This window comes from Variovorax paradoxus (assembly GCF_022009635.1).
Classification (GTDB): Bacteria; Pseudomonadota; Gammaproteobacteria; order Burkholderiales; family Burkholderiaceae_C; genus Variovorax.
In genome coordinates this window covers 3,249,367-3,265,494 of record NZ_CP091716.1, presented here as the reverse complement: position 1 = coordinate 3,265,494, position 16,128 = coordinate 3,249,367, and the positions used below count along the sequence as shown (strand labels likewise).

At 68.4% G+C, this 16,128-nt stretch carries 13 protein-coding genes; 4 read left to right on the top strand and 9 right to left on the bottom strand.

Annotated features, from left to right (window positions below; all coding sequences use genetic code 11):
* Positions 1-3: 3 nt before the first annotated feature.
* The 6 genes from L3V85_RS15120 to L3V85_RS15095 form a co-directional block, all read right to left on the bottom strand.
* Entirely contained in the window at positions 4-828 is an 825-nt protein-coding gene (locus L3V85_RS15120; RefSeq protein WP_237679946.1) for a DODA-type extradiol aromatic ring-opening family dioxygenase, read from the bottom strand.
* Positions 829-949: 121 nt separating this feature from the next.
* Complete coding sequence (locus L3V85_RS15115) at positions 950-1,834, bottom strand: LysR family transcriptional regulator (protein ID WP_237679945.1); 885 nt, start codon at positions 1,832-1,834, stop codon at positions 950-952.
* A gap of 77 nt (positions 1,835-1,911) precedes the next feature.
* Positions 1,912-2,634, bottom strand: a complete 723-nt coding sequence (locus L3V85_RS15110; protein ID WP_237679944.1) for an ABC transporter ATP-binding protein — start codon at positions 2,632-2,634, stop codon at positions 1,912-1,914.
* Between the two features lie 34 nt (positions 2,635-2,668).
* On the bottom strand, positions 2,669-4,594 hold the full coding sequence (locus L3V85_RS15105) for an ABC transporter permease subunit (RefSeq protein ID WP_237679943.1): 1,926 nt from the start codon (positions 4,592-4,594) through the stop codon (positions 2,669-2,671).
* 25 nt (positions 4,595-4,619) lie between these two features.
* Positions 4,620-5,495 carry a branched-chain amino acid ABC transporter permease gene (locus tag L3V85_RS15100; RefSeq protein WP_237679942.1) on the bottom strand — a complete coding sequence of 292 codons (876 nt, stop codon included), beginning with the start codon at positions 5,493-5,495 and terminating at the stop codon, positions 4,620-4,622.
* A gap of 83 nt (positions 5,496-5,578) precedes the next feature.
* Positions 5,579-6,808 (bottom strand): ABC transporter substrate-binding protein, encoded by a 1,230-nt coding sequence (locus L3V85_RS15095; protein ID WP_237679941.1) that lies wholly within the window; start codon positions 6,806-6,808, stop codon positions 5,579-5,581.
* A 219-nt stretch (positions 6,809-7,027) separates the two neighbouring features.
* Here L3V85_RS15095 and L3V85_RS15090 point away from each other — a divergent pair, with 219 nt between their 5' ends.
* Positions 7,028-8,884, top strand: coding sequence for an ABC transporter ATP-binding protein (locus L3V85_RS15090; protein WP_237679940.1), 1,857 nt, complete (start codon positions 7,028-7,030; stop codon positions 8,882-8,884).
* 6 nt (positions 8,885-8,890) lie between these two features.
* On the opposite strand, the gene L3V85_RS15085 is transcribed toward L3V85_RS15090, so the two are convergent.
* Entirely contained in the window at positions 8,891-9,322 is a 432-nt protein-coding gene (locus L3V85_RS15085; protein ID WP_237679939.1) for a VOC family protein, read from the bottom strand.
* A gap of 83 nt (positions 9,323-9,405) precedes the next feature.
* Between L3V85_RS15085 and L3V85_RS15080 the strand changes: the two genes are divergently transcribed.
* From L3V85_RS15080 to L3V85_RS15070, 3 genes are all read left to right on the top strand, one after another.
* Positions 9,406-9,987: a TetR/AcrR family transcriptional regulator gene (locus L3V85_RS15080; RefSeq protein ID WP_237679938.1), complete on the top strand. Its 582-nt coding sequence runs from the start codon at positions 9,406-9,408 to the stop codon at positions 9,985-9,987.
* Positions 9,988-10,357: 370 nt separating this feature from the next.
* Entirely contained in the window at positions 10,358-11,770 is a 1,413-nt protein-coding gene (locus tag L3V85_RS15075) for a DUF2868 domain-containing protein (RefSeq protein ID WP_237679937.1), read from the top strand.
* A complete protein-coding gene (locus L3V85_RS15070; RefSeq protein ID WP_237679936.1) occupies positions 11,767-13,194 on the top strand; it encodes a GTPase/DUF3482 domain-containing protein in 1,428 nt (475 codons plus the stop codon). The genes L3V85_RS15075 and L3V85_RS15070 overlap by 4 nt, the downstream gene beginning before the upstream one ends.
* 4 nt (positions 13,195-13,198) lie before the next feature.
* On the opposite strand, the gene L3V85_RS15065 is transcribed toward L3V85_RS15070, so the two are convergent.
* Entirely contained in the window at positions 13,199-14,914 is a 1,716-nt protein-coding gene (locus L3V85_RS15065) for a GMC family oxidoreductase (protein ID WP_237679935.1), read from the bottom strand.
* The gene (locus L3V85_RS15060) at positions 14,914-16,074 is read right to left on the bottom strand and encodes an ABC transporter substrate-binding protein (RefSeq protein WP_237679934.1); all 1,161 of its coding nucleotides are present in this window, start codon (positions 16,072-16,074) and stop codon (positions 14,914-14,916) included. The genes L3V85_RS15065 and L3V85_RS15060 overlap by 1 nt, the downstream gene beginning before the upstream one ends.
* Positions 16,075-16,128: the final 54 nt, after the last annotated feature.

The window sequence follows — 16,128 nt, the reverse complement described above, 5'->3', positions numbered from 1 at the left end:
GCTTCAGGCGCCGAAGCGAAAGCTCGACACCACGAGCCCGCCCATGAACGCGTCTTCGTGATAGACGCGCTCACCTACTTCGGCCTCCGCCGCACCGACCGCCACCATCAGCGGAATCAGATGCTCTTCACGCGGATGCGCCATGCGCGCCGCGGGCGCTGACGCCCAGTCGAGCAACTGCGCGCTGCGTTCGGTGGCGCCGCTTTTCACCACCGCTTCATCGAGCCAGTCGTCGAAGGCCTTCGACACGCCGTGCGCCTGCGGGCCGAAGTTGCGCAGGTTGTGATAACTCAGGCCGCTGCCGACGATCAGCACGTTCTCGTCGCGCAGCGGCGCAATCGCGCGGCCCAGCGCCAGGTGCTCGGCCGGGTCGAGCCCGCGCCGCAGCGACAGTTGCACCACCGGCACGTCGGCCTGCGGATAGATGGCCGCCATCGGCGAGAACATGCCGTGGTCGTAGCCGCGTTCCGGGTCGATCTGCACCGGCAGGCCGGCTTCGGCAATCAGCGACTGCACGCGCCGCGCGAGTTCGGGCGAGCCGGGCGAGTCGTAGTGCACTTCGTAGGTGTGGGCGGGGAAGCCGCCGTAGTCGTAGATCATCGGCGGCTTGGGGTTGCCCTGCACGGTGAATGCAGGCGCCTCCCAGTGCGCCGACACCATGAGGATGGCGGCGGGCTTGCGGCCGATCTGGCGCGGCATGTCGGCCAGCGAGGCGGCGAGCTTGTCGTAGGTGGGGCCCATTTCCTTCTTCATCCAGGGCCAGGGGCCGCCACCGTGGGAAATGAAGTACGTGGGCAGACGTGAAGTGCGGGTGTCGTCGTGGGTCAAGTCGATGCTCCTTGAAGGCTTTGCATCGACTGTAGACATTTCCTGCGAGGAAATCGACAGGCGCCCATGCATGGGATCAGTTCCCCACAGGAAACATCGAAGGGGTTGATTTTCCGCCGCCCTACCCCAGCCGCTCGCTCAGGAAGTCGATGAAGGTCCGCAGCTTCGACGACATGTACTGCCGGCTCGTGTACACCGCGAACAGCGTGACCGGCCCCGAATGGAACTCCGGCAGCAGCCGCAGCAGCCGCCCGACCTCGATGTCTTCCTCTACCAGCCAGGAGGGCATGTAGGCGATGCCCATGTCCGCGCGCACCGCGTGCAGCGTGAGCGTGGTGTCGTCGGAGCGCATGGCCGGCGCCAGCCGCAGCGGAAACATCCGCCCGCCCGGCCCCTTGAGCGCGAGGTTCTCCAGGTTCACGTAGCTCGGCACGATGGCGCCCAGCTTCGCCAGGTCGGCCGGCAGCGCGGGCAGCCCGCCCATGCGCTCGACATAGGCCGGCGTGCCCACCAGATGAAAAGGCACGCTGCACAGCGGCCGCGCGATGAGCGCCGGCGACGGCTCCTGCGTGGCGCGCAAGGCCAGGTCGTAGCCGTCGGCCGCGAGATCGACCTTGCGGTTTTCCAGGTGCATGTCGACCAGCACTTCGGGGTACTGCGCACGGTAGTCGGCCAGCATGCGCGCAAAGCGCGGCGTGGCGCACCACACGGGCGCGCTCACCTTGAGCTGGCCGCGCGGCGTGTCGTGGGTCTGGCCGATGGCGACCTCGGCCGCGTCCAGCAGGTCGAGGGCGCGACGGCTCTGCTCGTACCAGGCGGTGCCCGCCTCGGTCAGGCTCAGATGGCGGCTGGAGCGGTGCAGCAGCCGCGCGCCGAGCGATTTTTCAAGCTGCGCCACATGCTTGCTGGCCATGGGCGGCGACATGCCCAGACGCTCGGCGGCGGCCACGAAGCTGCCCGCCTCGACGACTTCGCGGAACACGCGCAGGCTGGTCATGCGGTCCATGGGCGCCTTTGCGGGATGACTGGCTCGAGGGTCCGGGTTCCTTCAGGTTTCACGCGCAGGAGTCTAGCGGCCCGTGCCTAGTGCCCGCCCCCCAGATAAGCCGCCTTCACCGCCGGATCGCTGCGCAGCTTCTCCGCCGGCCCGTGCAGCGAGATGCGCCCGTTCTCCAGCACGTAGCCGTAGTCGGCCACGCCGAGCGCGGCGGCGGCGAACTGCTCCACCAGCAGCATCGTCACGCCTTCGCTCTTGAGCCGCTCGATGATGCGGAACACCTCGGCCACCAGGATCGGTGCCAGGCCCATCGACGGTTCGTCGAGCAGCACCACCTCGGGGTTCAGCATCACCGCGCGCGCCATGGCCAGCATCTGCTGCTCGCCGCCCGAGAGCGTGCCGGCCAGTTGCGTGCGGCGCTCCTTCAGCCGCGGAAAGAGTTCGAGCGCGCGCTCCAGGTCGCCCGCCACGTCGCCGCGCGGGCGGCTGCCGGTCAGGCGCGGGAAGGCGCCCAGCGTGAGGTTGTCGGTGACGGTCATGGTCGCGAACACGCGCCGGCCTTCGGGCGAATGCGCCAGGCCCTGCTTGGCGATGTGGTACGACTCCAGCCCGTCGATGCGCTTGCCGTTGAGCGTGATCTCGCCGGCCGTGGGCGCGATCATTCCGGAGACGGCCCGCATGGTGGTGGTCTTGCCGGCGCCGTTGGAGCCGATCAGCGTCACGACCTTGCCCTTGGGCACCTCGATCGAAATGCCGTGCAGCACCTGCACCTTGCCGTAGCCCGCGAAAAGATTCTGGATGGTCAGCATGTTGGGGTTCCTGGTCTTGCGTGGCCGGCGCCCGTCATGCGCCGCCGCCCAGATAGGCCTCGATCACCTTCTCGTCGGCCTGCACCCTGGCCGGTTCGCCCTCGGCGATCTTCTGGCCGAAGTCGAGCACCGAGACGGTGTCGCACATGCTCATCACCACGTCCATGTGGTGCTCGATCAGGATCACGGTCACGCCGTGCTCGCGGATCTTGCGGATGATGCCGAGCAGCTCCTTGATGTCGGGCGCGGTGAGCCCGGCGGCCGGTTCGTCGAGCAGCAGCAGTTGCGGATCGAGCGCCAGCGCCCGCGCGATCTCCAGCAGGCGCTGCTTGCCGTAAGGCAGGTTGCGCGCCTCCTCGGTGGCAAACGATTCCAGGCCGACGAACTTCAGCAAGCCCAGCCCGCGCTGCACCGCCGCGGCGCTCTCGCGCCGGTAGCGCGGCGTGCCGGCCGCCACGTCGAGCAGGTTGCTCGCGAAGCTGTGGTGCAGCCCGACCTGCACGTTCTGCAGCGCGGTCATCTCGCCGAACAGCTGCACGTTCTGGAAGGTGCGCGCAATGCCCGACAGCGCGATGTCGGCCGAGGTGCGCCCCACCAGCGAACGCCCCCCGAAGGAGATGGCGCCCGCCGTCGGCACGTAGATGCCGGTCAGCACGTTCATCATGGTGCTCTTGCCGGAACCGTTGGGCCCGATCAGGCCGTGGATGGTGCCGCGCTTGATGCGCAGGTCGACGTTGTTGAGCGCCTTCAGGCCGCCGAACTGCATCAGCACGCCGGAGGCCTCGAGCACGTCTTCGGTGCCGCCTGCATAGGCCGCGGTGGACACCGCGTCGGCCGGTGCCGCGTCGACGTCCGACGCATCCACCGACGCCACCGGCCGGCGCATGTTCAGCGCCTTGCGCACGAAGCCGACGATGCCGTCCTGCAGGTAGTAGATGACGAACAGCATGATCACGCCGAAGATCGACAGCCGCCAGTCGGTCATCGCGTCGAGCCAGAAGGCCAGGCCCGCCAGCGCGATGCTGCCGACCACCGGAATGGCCATCTGCCCCGGCGTGGCGCGCTGCCGCCTGATGGCGACCACCGCGGCCACCAGCACCGCCACGGCCAGCCCCACCGACACATAGCGGAACAGCACCACGTCGTCTAGCAGCTTGGGCAGCAGCACGATGATGGTGGCGCCGAGCATGGAGCCGATGCGGCTCTTGCGCCCGCCCATGATCACCGCCAGCAGGAACAGCACCGTGAGCTCGAAGTTGTAGGAGTTGGGCGAGATGTATTGCTCGGAGTAGGCATAGAGGCTGCCCGCGAGCCCCGCGAAGCCTGCGCTGATGACGAAGGCGTAGACCTTGTAGCGGTACACCGACACGCCCATGCAGTCGGAGGCCACCGGGCTGCCGCGCAGCGCCTCGAAAGCACGGCCCAGGTGCGAACGCAGGATGCGGTGCACCACCACCAGCGCCAGCACCATCAGCACCGCCACCACCCAGTAGTACTCGCGGTCGTCGAGCTTGTGGCCGAAGAGCGAGGGCTTCTCCAGCTTGATGCCCATCGGCCCGTCGGTCAGGAAGCTCATCTCGTTGATGAGGATCTGGATGATGGTGCCGAAGGCCAGCGTCACCATGGCCAGGTAAGGCCCCGACACGCGCAGCGCCGGCAAAGCCAGCAGCGCGCCGAAGCCGGCCGTGAACACGATGGCGAAAGGCACTGTGATCCAGAACGGCGCCGACAGCTTGAACACCAGCACGCCGGCCGCGTAGGCGCCCAGGCCGAACAGGCCCGCATGGCCCAGCGAAACCTGGCCGGTGTAGCCCACCACGATGTCCAGCCCGAACAGCAGGATCGCGTAGATCATGATGGTCTCGAGCAGGTGGATGTAGTACGGGTTGTCGATGCCGATCGGGAACAGCAGCAGCGCCGCCACGCCCGCTATCGCCAGAAGCAGATGGCTGGTTTTCATTTTTTCGGGATTCTTGGCCACGCGATCAGACCTTCTTGATGGCGGCCTTGCCGAACAGGCCCGAGGGCCGGACGGCCAGCACGATCAGCAGCAGAACCAACCCGGGCACGTCCTTGTAGCCGGTGCTCAGGTAGAAGCCGGTGGTGGTCTCGGCAATGCCCAGGATGATCCCGCCCACCACGATGCCCATGCCGCTGGTGAGCCCGCCGATGATGGCGACCGCGAAGGCCTTCAGGCCGAGCACCGCGCCCATCGAGGCGCCGGTCAGCGTGAGCGGCGCGATCAGCACGCCGGCAAAGGCCGCCGTCATGGATGACAGCGCATACGAGAAGGTGATGACCAGCCCGGTGTTGATGCCCATGAGCTTGGCGGCGTCGCGGTCGTTGAAGGTCGCGACCACGGCCTTGCCGTAGATCGAGCGGCGGTTGAACAGCTCCACCGCCAGCATCATGAGCAGCGCGCCGATCACCACCAGGATTTCCATCGGCAGCACGTTGGCGCCCAGGAAATGCAGCGGCGATTCCGGCAGCGGCGACGGGAACTTCAGGTCGTCGCGCCCCCACACGTTCTCTGCCACGTTGGTGAAGATGATGCCCAGCGCAATGGTCGACATGATCCAGCCGAACTCCGACTTGATCTTGATGGCCGGGCGCACCGCGATGCGCTCCACCACCGCCCCCTGGAAGGCGCCGAACAGGCACACCAGCGGAATCATCAGCCAGTAGTTCAGCCCCATGTTCACCAGCGTGAGGCCGACCATGGCGCCCAGCATGAGGGCGTTGCCCTGGCCGAAGTTCAGCGTGTCCGAAGTGGCGAAGGTGAGCTGATAGCCGAACGCGATGACGGCGTAGATCATGCCCAGCGCAATGCCGCTGAAGATGAGTTGGGTAAGGATTTGCATGGCGGCTCGAGAGAAGCGTTGAACCAAAAAACGCGCCGCCGCGGGAACAGGCCCCGGGGCGGCGCCGGCGCTCGGGCCGCTGCTTACTTCTTCAGCAAGGCGTCGTTGGCCGCCACGTCCTTCATGCGGACGGTGCCGGCGTTCTTCTGGTCGTCGGGGTTGGCGAACACCACGCGGCCGCCCTTGACCTCGCCGAACACCGGAATGTTGGCGGTGATGGCGTCATGGTCGGTCTTGGTGAAGGGCTTGTTGTAGGTCGTCACCACGCCCTCGACCGGCGCCTGCAGGTCTTCCAGCGCGGCCTTGATCTTCGGCCCGTCGGTGCTGCCTGCCTGCTTGATCGCGGCCGCCAGCAGGTAGATGGAGTCGTAGCCCTGCGCCGCCGACACCGGCGAATCCATGCGGTTGTTCTTGGGCTTGAACTTGCCGACGAAGGCGTCGATGAAGGCCTTGCGCTTGGGGTTCGTCGGCTCCTGGATGAAGGTCTGCGGCATGCGCGCGCCGTCGCCGCCGGGGCCGGCGTTGTCGATGAAGTTGGCCATCGCCAGGGTCCAGCTGCCGATGATCGGCACCTTCCAGCCCAGCTTGGTCATGCCGTTGGCGATCTGGGCCAGCTCGGGGCCGATGCCGTAGGTGAGCACGGCCTCGGCGCCGGCTTCCTTCGACTTCAGCAGCTGGGCCGTCATGTCGACGTCCTTGATGTTGAACTTCTCGACCGCCACGGGCGTGATGCCCTTGTTCTTGAGCGCGCGCTCCAGGTCCTCGCGGCCGAGCTGGCCGTAGTTGGTGGAGTCGGCCAGGATGGCGACCTTCTTGTAGCCGCGCCGCGTGATCGCCTCTTCCACGATCATCGGCGCCTGGATGCTGTCGTGCGCGGCGTTGCGGAAAACGTAGTTCTCCGGGTCCTTGTCGAACTGGTGGGTGATGACGGAGCCCGTCGCCACGTTGTTGAGCACCGGAATCTTCGCGTCCTGGAAGAAGCGCTGCGAGGCCAGCGCCACGCCGGTGTTGATGTAGCCCACGGCGGCCACGACCTTTTCCTTGTTCACGAACTCCTGCGCGATCTGCACGCCGCGTTCGTTCTTGGCCTCGTCGTCGCGCTCGATCAGCTGGATCTGCCGGCCCAGCACGCCACCCGACTTGTTGATCTCCTCAGCGGCCAGGCGAACGCCGTCGCGCATGCTCACGCCCATCGAGGACGAGCCTCCGGTGAAGGGGCCGTCCACGCCGATCTTGATCGGATCGGCAGCGAGGGCGCCCATCGAGAAGGCGAGCGCGCTGGTCAGCGCCAGCAGCTTGAAACGAAAGTGCATGGAAAACGTCTCCAACGTTGTTGTGAAATTTCTGGTCGGACCGAAAGCGACGACGCGCAAGCGCGAAGCCACCAAAACATAGTCGATAACGATTCGGCCTCCGGAGAGTGACAACCCTAGCCGGACTGTTCCCCGGGCGACACCCGAGGAACGCACCTTTTCGGGGCAAGGTCATGCATGCACGGCTACAGTCAAAGGCTCTCTGGGAGACCGTTCGCCTTGTTCCGCTTCTTCGAAAAACTGCTTCATCCCTACCCCGCCGCCGAACCTTCGCTGCCGCCGCAGGGCTTCTTCGCATTCCTCTGGGCCTGCACGCACGGCGTGCGCGGCAAGATCGCGGCCATGGCCGTGCTCACGGCGGTCATGTCGATCTTCGAGGCCGCGCTGTTCGCGATCCTCGGGCGCATCGTCGACTGGCTCGGCGGGCAGGTGCCTTCGCGCCTGTGGGAAGACCGCGGCACCACGCTGATGTGGCTGGCCGCGTTCCTGGTGATCAGCATCGGCGTGGTGGCGCTGCAGACCATCGTCAAGCACCAGACGCTGGCGGTGAACCTGCCGATGCGGCTGCGCTGGAACTTCCACCGGCTGATGCTGGGCCAGAGCATGGCCTTCTACCAGGACGAGTTCGCGGGCCGCATCACGGCCAAGGTGATGCAGACCGCGCTGGCCGTGCGCGAAACCATCTTCGTGCTGGCCGACGTGCTGGTGGCCATGGGCGTGTACGTGGCCACCATGATCATCCTGGTGGGCGTGCTCGACGCGCAGCTGGTGTGGCCGTTCCTGATCTGGCTGGTGCTGTACGTCGTGTCGCTCATCTACTTCGTGCCGCGCCTGGGCAAGGTCGGCAAGGCGCAGGCCGATGCGCGCGCGCTCATGACCGGCCGCGTGACCGACGCCTACACCAACATCGCCACCGTCAAGCTGTTCTCGCACACGCAGCGCGAGGCGGGCTTTGCGCGCGACGCCATGCGCGAATTCATGCACACCGGCTACGGCCAGATGCGGCTGGTGAGCGCCTTCGAAATCGTCAATCACACGCTCAGCATGGGCCTGACCGCCGGCATGGCCGGCATGGCGCTGTGGCTGTGGTCGAACGGCGCGGTGGGCGTGGGCGCCGTGGCCGCGGCCACCGCGATGGCGCTGCGGCTGCAGGGCATGTCGCACTGGATCATGTGGGAGATGACCAGCCTGTTCGAGAACATCGGCACGGTGCAGGACGGCATGAAGACGCTGTCGCGCCCGCGCACCGTGCTCGACGCGGCCGACGCCACCGTGCTGCAAGTGCCGCAGGGCGAGGTGCGCTTCGAGCATGCGAGCTTCCGCTATGGCGACGGCGGCCGCCGCGTCATCGACGACCTGAACCTCACGGTGAAGCCCGGCGAGAAGATCGGCCTGGTCGGCCGCTCGGGTGCGGGCAAGTCGACGCTCGTGAACCTGCTGCTGCGCTTTCATGACCTGGAAAGCGGCCGCATCCTGATCGACGGGCAGGACATCGCGCATGTCACGCAGGACTCGCTGCGCAGCCACATCGGCATGGTCACGCAAGACACTTCGCTGATGCACCGCTCGGTGGCCGACAACGTGGCCTATGGCCGCCCCGATGCCACGCGCGAGCAGATCGAGGCCGCCGCCCGGCGCGCCGAGGCCCACGACTTCATCCAGACGCTGGGCGACGCGGGCGGCCGGCGCGGCTACGAGGCGCATGTGGGCGAGCGCGGCGTGAAGCTGTCGGGCGGCCAGCGCCAGCGCGTGGCCATTGCGCGCGTGATGCTGAAGGACGCGCCGATCCTGCTGCTCGACGAAGCCACCAGCGCGCTCGACTCCGAGGTCGAGGCCGCCATCCAGCAGAGCCTCTACACGCTGATGGAAGGCAAGACCGTGATCGCTATCGCGCACCGTCTGTCGACCATCGCGGCGATGGATCGGCTCATCGTGCTCGACGAAGGCCGCGTGGTAGAGGAAGGCGATCACCGCACGCTGATGGCCCAGGGCGGGCTTTATGCGCGGCTGTGGGCGCACCAGAGTGGCGGGTTCCTGGGGGAAGGCCTCGACGAGGACGAAGCCCTGCGCGCCTGATCGCCTTCAGGCGGTCGGCAGCGCCCCTGCTTCGTACTGCGCCGCGAACTCCCCCGACGGCGGGATCGGCTTGATGATGTCGATCAGCACGCCGTTCGGGTCGCGCGTGATGAAGTGGCGCTGGCCGAAGGCCTCGTCGCGCAGCGGCAACAGGATCGGCAGGCCGGCCGCCTTCAGCCGCTCGTGCACCGCGTCGGGGTCTTCCATCTCGAAGTTCAGCAGCAGGCCCGCCGCCACCTGCCCGCGCGCCGCTTCGGGAATGGTCTCGTGGCGGCCGTCGAGCACGGCGAGGTTCACCGAGGGCTGCTCCGCCAGTTGCAGGTGCACATACCAGTCGCTGGAAAAAAGCGGCACGAAGCCGAAGTGCGACTGGTAGAAGGCGGCGGTGCCGGCCACGTCTTCGGTCATGACGACGGGGTAATAGCTCGTGACTTTCATGGAATCGACCTTTTCATAAAACATACAGTCTGCACGTACGTTAAATACTAACCTACAGACAGCCTGCATGTAAATTACCCGTCATGGCTACCAATCGCGAACGCACCGAAAGCACCCAGCTCGCCCTGCTAGAAGCCGCCCGCGCGCTCTTCGTCAGCAAGGGCTACGGCGACACCTCCACGCCGGAGATCGCCCTGGCGGCCGGCATCACGCGCGGCGCTCTGTACCACCACTTCGCCGACAAGCGCGACCTCTTCCGGCAGGTGCTTGCGCGCGAGGCGATGGCCGTGGCGGCCGACATCGAGGCCGCCACGCCCGAGCGGCTGGGCCCGCGCGAAGCCCTGCTCGAAGGCAGCGAGGCCTACCTGAACGCCATGACCGTGCCGGGCCGCACGCGGCTTTTGCTGGTGGACGGCCCTGCCGTGCTGGGCATGGCGGAAATCATGGCGATCGACGACGCCAACGCCGCGCACTCGCTGCGCCAGGGCCTCGCGCGCGCGGGCATGGGGCGCGGCGAAGTCTCGGTCGATGCGCTGTCGCAGTTGCTGTCGGCCGCCTTCGACCGCGCAGCGCTGGAAATCGACGCGGGCGCCGATGCGAAAGAAGTCCGCGCGGCGATGCGCTGGCTGGTGGAACAGGCACTGGGGCCCGAAAAGAAGCGCTGACCGTCAGAGCGAGGCACAAGCACGGCGGTGTAGTCCGATGGCGATGCCCGGGTACGACTTCGCGCTTCGCAAGTCCTACATCACACGCCGCCTGCCGCCGACATTCGCGCACCCTGCGCGGCGCGATGCTGACATCGTCGTCAACAACGGAGTCTCGCGTGAATTCCATCATTTACATCGTCGGTCTGGTCGTGGTCGTGGTTGCCGTGCTCTCGTTCTTCGGCCTTCGCTGAGACCGGGCACGCCCCTGCTCCGACACCCTCTGGAACGGGGCCGCTCGCGGCCCCGTTTCTCATGGGCATCTGAAGTGCACCGGGCATAATTCGCGCGCCCCGGCACCGCACGGGGCCTCACTTGCGAAGGGACCCTGTTGACCAACACCGCGCCGCGCGAACCAGCCATTTCAGATGCGGTGATCACCGAGGCGATACGGTGGGTCGAACAGAGCGGTCCGCTCGACGACGCGCAAGCCATGCGCGCCGCCCTCGCCTCGCGCACCACTGGCATCACCGATGCGCACACGCAAATCATCGAACGCGCACGCCAGCTCGGCGAACGCATCGGCCTGCAGCCTGAAATTTCACGCGCCCGGCAATGGGCGCCTTGGGTGCTGATCGCGCTGGTGGCGCTGATCGTGATGGCCGGCCTCGGCCTCGCGGGCAACGTGGTCGGCGGCGGGGAGCGGCACATCAACGTGGTCGTCGCGCTCGTGAGCCTGCTGGGGCTGCACGCGCTCACGCTGCTGCTGTGGCTTTTGGGGCTCTGCTTTCCGCTCGGCTCCTTCGGCACCGCGTCGCTCGGCTGGATGTGGCTCTCGCTCACCGCGCGCGTGGCGGGCGGCAAGCATGGGCAGGCGCCGGTGCTGCTGCGCGCGGCCACCGGCCTGCTGACGCGTGCCCGGCTGCTGCCCTGGGCCTTCGGGCTGGTCAGCCACGGCATCTGGTCGCTGTCGTTCATCGTGGTGCTGGGCTCGATGCTGTTCGCGCTCGCCTTCCGCAGCTACACGCTGAGCTGGGAAACGACGATCCTCGATCCGGCCTTCTTCGTGCGCGCCGTGCAGTCGCTGGGCTGGGCGCCCGCGCAGCTCGGCTTTCCGGTGCCGGACGCCGCCACGGTGCTGGCAGCGGCGCCCGGCGCGGCGGGCCAGCGCACCTGGGCGCTGTGGCTCACCGGCTGCATCGCGGTCTACGGCCTGCTGCCCCGCCTTGTGCTGGTGCTGCTGAGCGCCGCCGTCTGGAAGCGCCGACGCAAGGCGCTGCAACCCGACTGGCACGAGCCCTACTACCGCAAGCTGCTCGCGCGCTTCGCCGCGCTGGCGCCTGCCGCCATCGTCGATGCCGACCCGGGCCGCTCGCGCACCGGTGCACCGGCGGGCCTGCCGGCATCGCAGCAGCACGATGGCCTCTTCGTCATCGGCTTCGAACTACCGCCCGACATGCCCTGGCCGCCGGCCGGTCTGCCGCTCGATGCCGCCACGCGCGTGGAGCGCATCGACGGCAGCGCCCCGGCGCGCCGCACGCTGCTCGACCAGTTGGCAAGCGCCCATCCGCGCACCGTGCTGCTGGCCTGCCATGCCGCATCGAGCCCCGACCGCGGCACCGAACGCTTTCTGCGCGAGGTGCTGGCGCATTGCGGCGAATGCCGCCTGTGGCTGGCGGGCGCACCGGATGCCACCGCCATCCAGCGCTGGCTCGACTGGCTGCGCGACAGCGGCCTGGAGAGCGTCTTCGCCAGCGACACCCTGACGCTCGCCCTGCGGCCGAACGAGGCCGTCGCGCAATGACGCAGCAACAACAACAACAGCAACCCGTCCGCATCGCGGTCGTCGGCCACACCAACGCGGGCAAGACCTCGCTGCTGCGCACGCTCACGCGACGCGTCGACTTCGGCGAGGTGTCGCAGCGCCCTGGCACCACGCGCCATGTCGAGTCGGTCGACCTCGAGGTCGAAGACGAAACCGCCGTGCGCTTCTTCGACACGCCGGGCCTCGAAGATGCCGTCGCATTGCGCGAGCACCTCGCCCGCTTCGACCCGCAGGCCACGCCGCCCGAGCGCATCCGCCAGTTCCTGCAAGGCCCGGAGGCGCACGGCGTGTTCGAGCAGGAGGCCAAGGTGCTGCGCACCATGCTCGACATCGACGCAGCCTTCCTCGTCATCGACGTGCGCGAGCCGGTGCTGCCCAAGTTTCGCGACGAGATCGAACTGCTCAACGCCTGCGCGCGCCCCGTGCTGCCGGTGCTGAACTTCGTGCGCGATGCCGCGAGCCGCGAGCCGGCATGGAAAGAGCTTCTGTCGGCCTACGGCCTGCATGTGCAGGTGCGCTTCGACGCGGCGGCGCCGTTCGTCGGCGCCGAGCAAGACCTGTACAACGACCTCGCCACCCTGCTGCGCGACCGCCGCGAACTGCTGCGCGGCGTGGTCGACTCGCTGGAAACCGAAGCCGCCGGCCGCCGCCGCTCGGCCTGCACGCGCATCGCCGCGCTGCTGGTCGATGCCGCCTCGGTGCGCCGCACGGTGCAGGCGGCCGAATTCGCCGATGCCGGGCGACGGCAGACGCTGGTCGCGGCGCTGCGGAAGACCGTGTTCGACAAGGCCCAGCACTGCACCGACGACCTGCTCGCGCTCTACGGCTTTCGCCAGGGCGACGCCGACGAAGCGCCGCTGCCGATCATCGAAGGCCGCTGGACGCTCGACTTCTTCAGCCCCGAGGCCATGAAGGACGCGGGCCTGCGCCTGGGCAAGGGCGCGGTCATCGGCGCCGCGGTGGGCGTGGTGGCCGACCTGGCCGTGGCCGGCATCTCGCTCGGCGCGGGCGCGGCCCTGGGCGGCGCCATCGGCGGCGCGGTGTCGCAGGGCTGGGGGCCGCTGGGCCGCAAGCTCGCCAACAAGCTGCGCGACGTGCATGAACTGACTGTCGAAGACGGCGTGCTGTTCGCGCTGGTCGCATGGCAGCTCAAGCTCACGCAGGCACTGGAAGTGCGCGGCCATGCCGCCACGCAGCGCATCGCGGCCGAGGCGCCCGCCGACGGCGATGCCCCGACCCGTGCTGCCGCAGCGGCAGTGCGCGCCGCGCAGCCCGCGCGCAACCACCCGGAGTGGGAGGCGAGCGGCGTGACCACGCGCGCCTTCTGGCGCCCGTCGCCGCAACGCGAGGCGCTCGTTGCCGAGCTGTCTGAGCTGCTGCTGCAGGCATTCGAAGAGGCCTGAAGCCTCAGACAGCCACTGCACCCTCTCGCGCCTCCGCCTTGATCAGGTCCGCGATCCGCTCGGTCAGCATCAGGGTCGGCATGTTGGTGTTGGCGCGCGGTATCGACGGCATGATCGACGAGTCGCACACGCGCAGCCCCTCCACGCCGTAGACCCGGCCGGCGCCGTCGGTCACGGCCGTCGGGTCGTCGCCGGCGCCCATCTTGCAGGTGCCCGAGGCATGCCACACGCCGGCCACGCCGTTGCCGATGAACTCGGTGAGCTTGGCGTCGTCGTTCAGCAGGTCGTCGATGCGCACGCCCAGCGTGATGAGCCCGTGCACGATGGCGCCGCGCAGCGGCCCCGCCCAGTCGAGGATGAACGACAGCGCGCCCATCTGGAATGCGTTCCAGGCGCCTGGTGCAGAGACCTTGCGCACGCGCTCCGAATAGCTGGTCGGGAACACCGGGCCGCGCACGCCGTCCAGGTTGGCATCGCCCAGCGCCCTGGCCGCCACGCCGAAGCCTTCCTTCAGCCGCGCCAGGTCGCGCGGGTCCGAAAGCAGCCGGAAGTCGACCACCGGCTCCTCCAGCGGATCGGCCGAACGCAGCTTCACGGTGCCGCGCGAGTACGACTTGTTGACCCAGATCAACATCGTGCCCATGCGCTGGCCGATGGCGTGCCACGCGGTGCGGCCGATGATGGCCACGTGCATGTCGCCGGCCGGCGCATTCGGAATGCTTTTCGAGGTGTAGCGCAGCAGCGCCTGGTCGTGGTGCTCGGCCAGGTCCTTCATGCGGGACGCGGGCGGCAGGTAGGTCGACACCGCCGTCAGCGGGTGCTCCATCAGGTTCATGCCGACGCCGGGGCGGTCGGCCTTCACCTCGATGCCCAGCGCGCGCAGGTCGGCCGCCGGGCCGATGCCGCTGCGCATCAGCAGCGCGGCCGAGTGGATGCCGCCCATGCACACGATGGTGTGCGCCGCATGCATCGGCTGGCCGCCCGCCTCCGCGCCGGTCACGCGCGCGCCTTCGAACAAAAGCCGCTGTACGTGGGTGTCGGTGACGATGCGCAGGTTCTTGCGCGCGCGCACCTCGGGCGTCAGGTAGACGATGGACGCGGGCACGCGCTGGCCGTCGTCGCTGGTGGCAATGGCGGCGGGGAACACGCCGTCTTTCCATTCGCCGTTCTGGTCGGGGTACTGCGGATGGCCGCGCATGCGCAGCGAGCGGCACACCGCCTGCACGAAAGGCGACACCCGCTCCGGCGCGAGCCGGCGCACCGGCACCGGGCCGCCGCGGCCGTGGTAGGCGTCGTCGAAATCGCAGTCGCGCTCCAGCTTGCGGAAGTACTTCAGCGCAACCTCGCCGCTCCAGCCCTCGGCGCCCAGCCGGGCCCACTCGTCGTAGTCGTCGGGCGCGCCGCGGTTGGCCACCATCGCGTTGATGGCCGAGCCGCCGCCCAGCACCCGCCCCTGTTCGTAGCCGCGCGGCGTGCGGTTGGGCTGGCGCGTGGGCGCGCCGCTCACGGTGGCGACCAGGGCCGTCCAGATGTTCTGCTTGTCCAGGTAGGCCAGGCCGGGGTAGCGGCTGCGGATGCTGTCGCTCATGGCGTCGGGCCGCAGGTCGCGCCCGGCCTCCACCAGCACCACGCGCTTGCCCGCGTCTTCCGACAGCCGCGCGGCGAGCGCGCAGCCCGCCGTGCCACCGCCCAGGATCAGGTAGTCGATGGGCTGCGCCATTACTGCTTGCCGCCCCAGCGCTGCGGGTAGCCCGGCATCTTCTCGCAACCGCACATCGAATAGTGCAGCGGCGGCAGCTTGTCGTTCACGTACTGCGGCAGTTCCTTGGCGGTGATGCTCGGCTGCGGCAGGATCCACGTCGGCGACGGCAGCGGCTCGCCTTTCAACGCCTTGAGCGCGGCGATCACGGCCGTGCGCCACTGGTAGGCCGGGTACGTGGGCGCGATGCCCTTGAAGCCGTTCTTCTTCCAGGCCTGCAGGTAGTCCTGCTGGTCTTCGCCGGTGATGATGGGGTAAGGCTGGCCCGCGTCCTCGAAGGCCTCGGCCACGGCCACCGACACCGCCCCCAGGTCGACCCACACCGCGTCGATCTTGCCGCTGCGGCTGAGGTAGTCGGCCACCGTGGCCTTGGTCTTGGCGCGGTCGCCGCCCACGAACTCGTTGCCCACCACCTTCAGGCCCGATGCGTCGAACACCTTCTTGGCGGCGGCCCAGCGCGTCTCGAACAGGTCCACGCCCGGCGCGGTGCGCAGCACCAGCACCTTGCCGCCCTTGGGCGCGTTGGCCGCGATGAAGTCGGCGCCGACCTTGCCCCAGGCATAGCCGCCGATGGAGCGCACCGCCGTCACCGGGCACAGGCTGTCCACCGAGCGGTCGAAAGTCACCACGGGCAGCTTCTTGCACGCTTCTTCCACCGCGGGCGTGAGCGCGGCCGAGGTGTTGGGCGAGACGATCAGCGCGTCGCACTTGCCGCTGTTCACGAGCGAGCGGATGTCGGAGATCTGCTTCTCGTCCTTGCCCTGCGCGTCGGCGTATTCGAAGCCCTTGATGTCGGCCTTGTTCAGCTCGACCTCGGCCTGCATGGTGTTCCAGCCGACCACGCGCCACGGGTTGCCCACGCTCGCGTTCGAGAAACACAGCGTGTAGGGGCCCTTCTTCCTGTACTTGGCGGTGTCGACGGTCTTGCCGCCGATGCGCTGCAGCCAGGGCTGGCCGGCCGGCCCCTCGGGCGTGGCGGTCATGAGGCGCGCTTGCTCCTGCATTTCCTTGTCGACGTCGACGTTGGCGACCTGCGCGAAGGCGCCCGCGTGGGCGGCCACGGCGAGTGCGAGGACGCCGCAGCGCAAGGCCTGCCGGCGGTTTGAACGATGTGATTTCATGGTTTGTCTCCTGCGGTTTTTCGGGAATGGATCAAGGGGGGTTCTTCGAGTCGT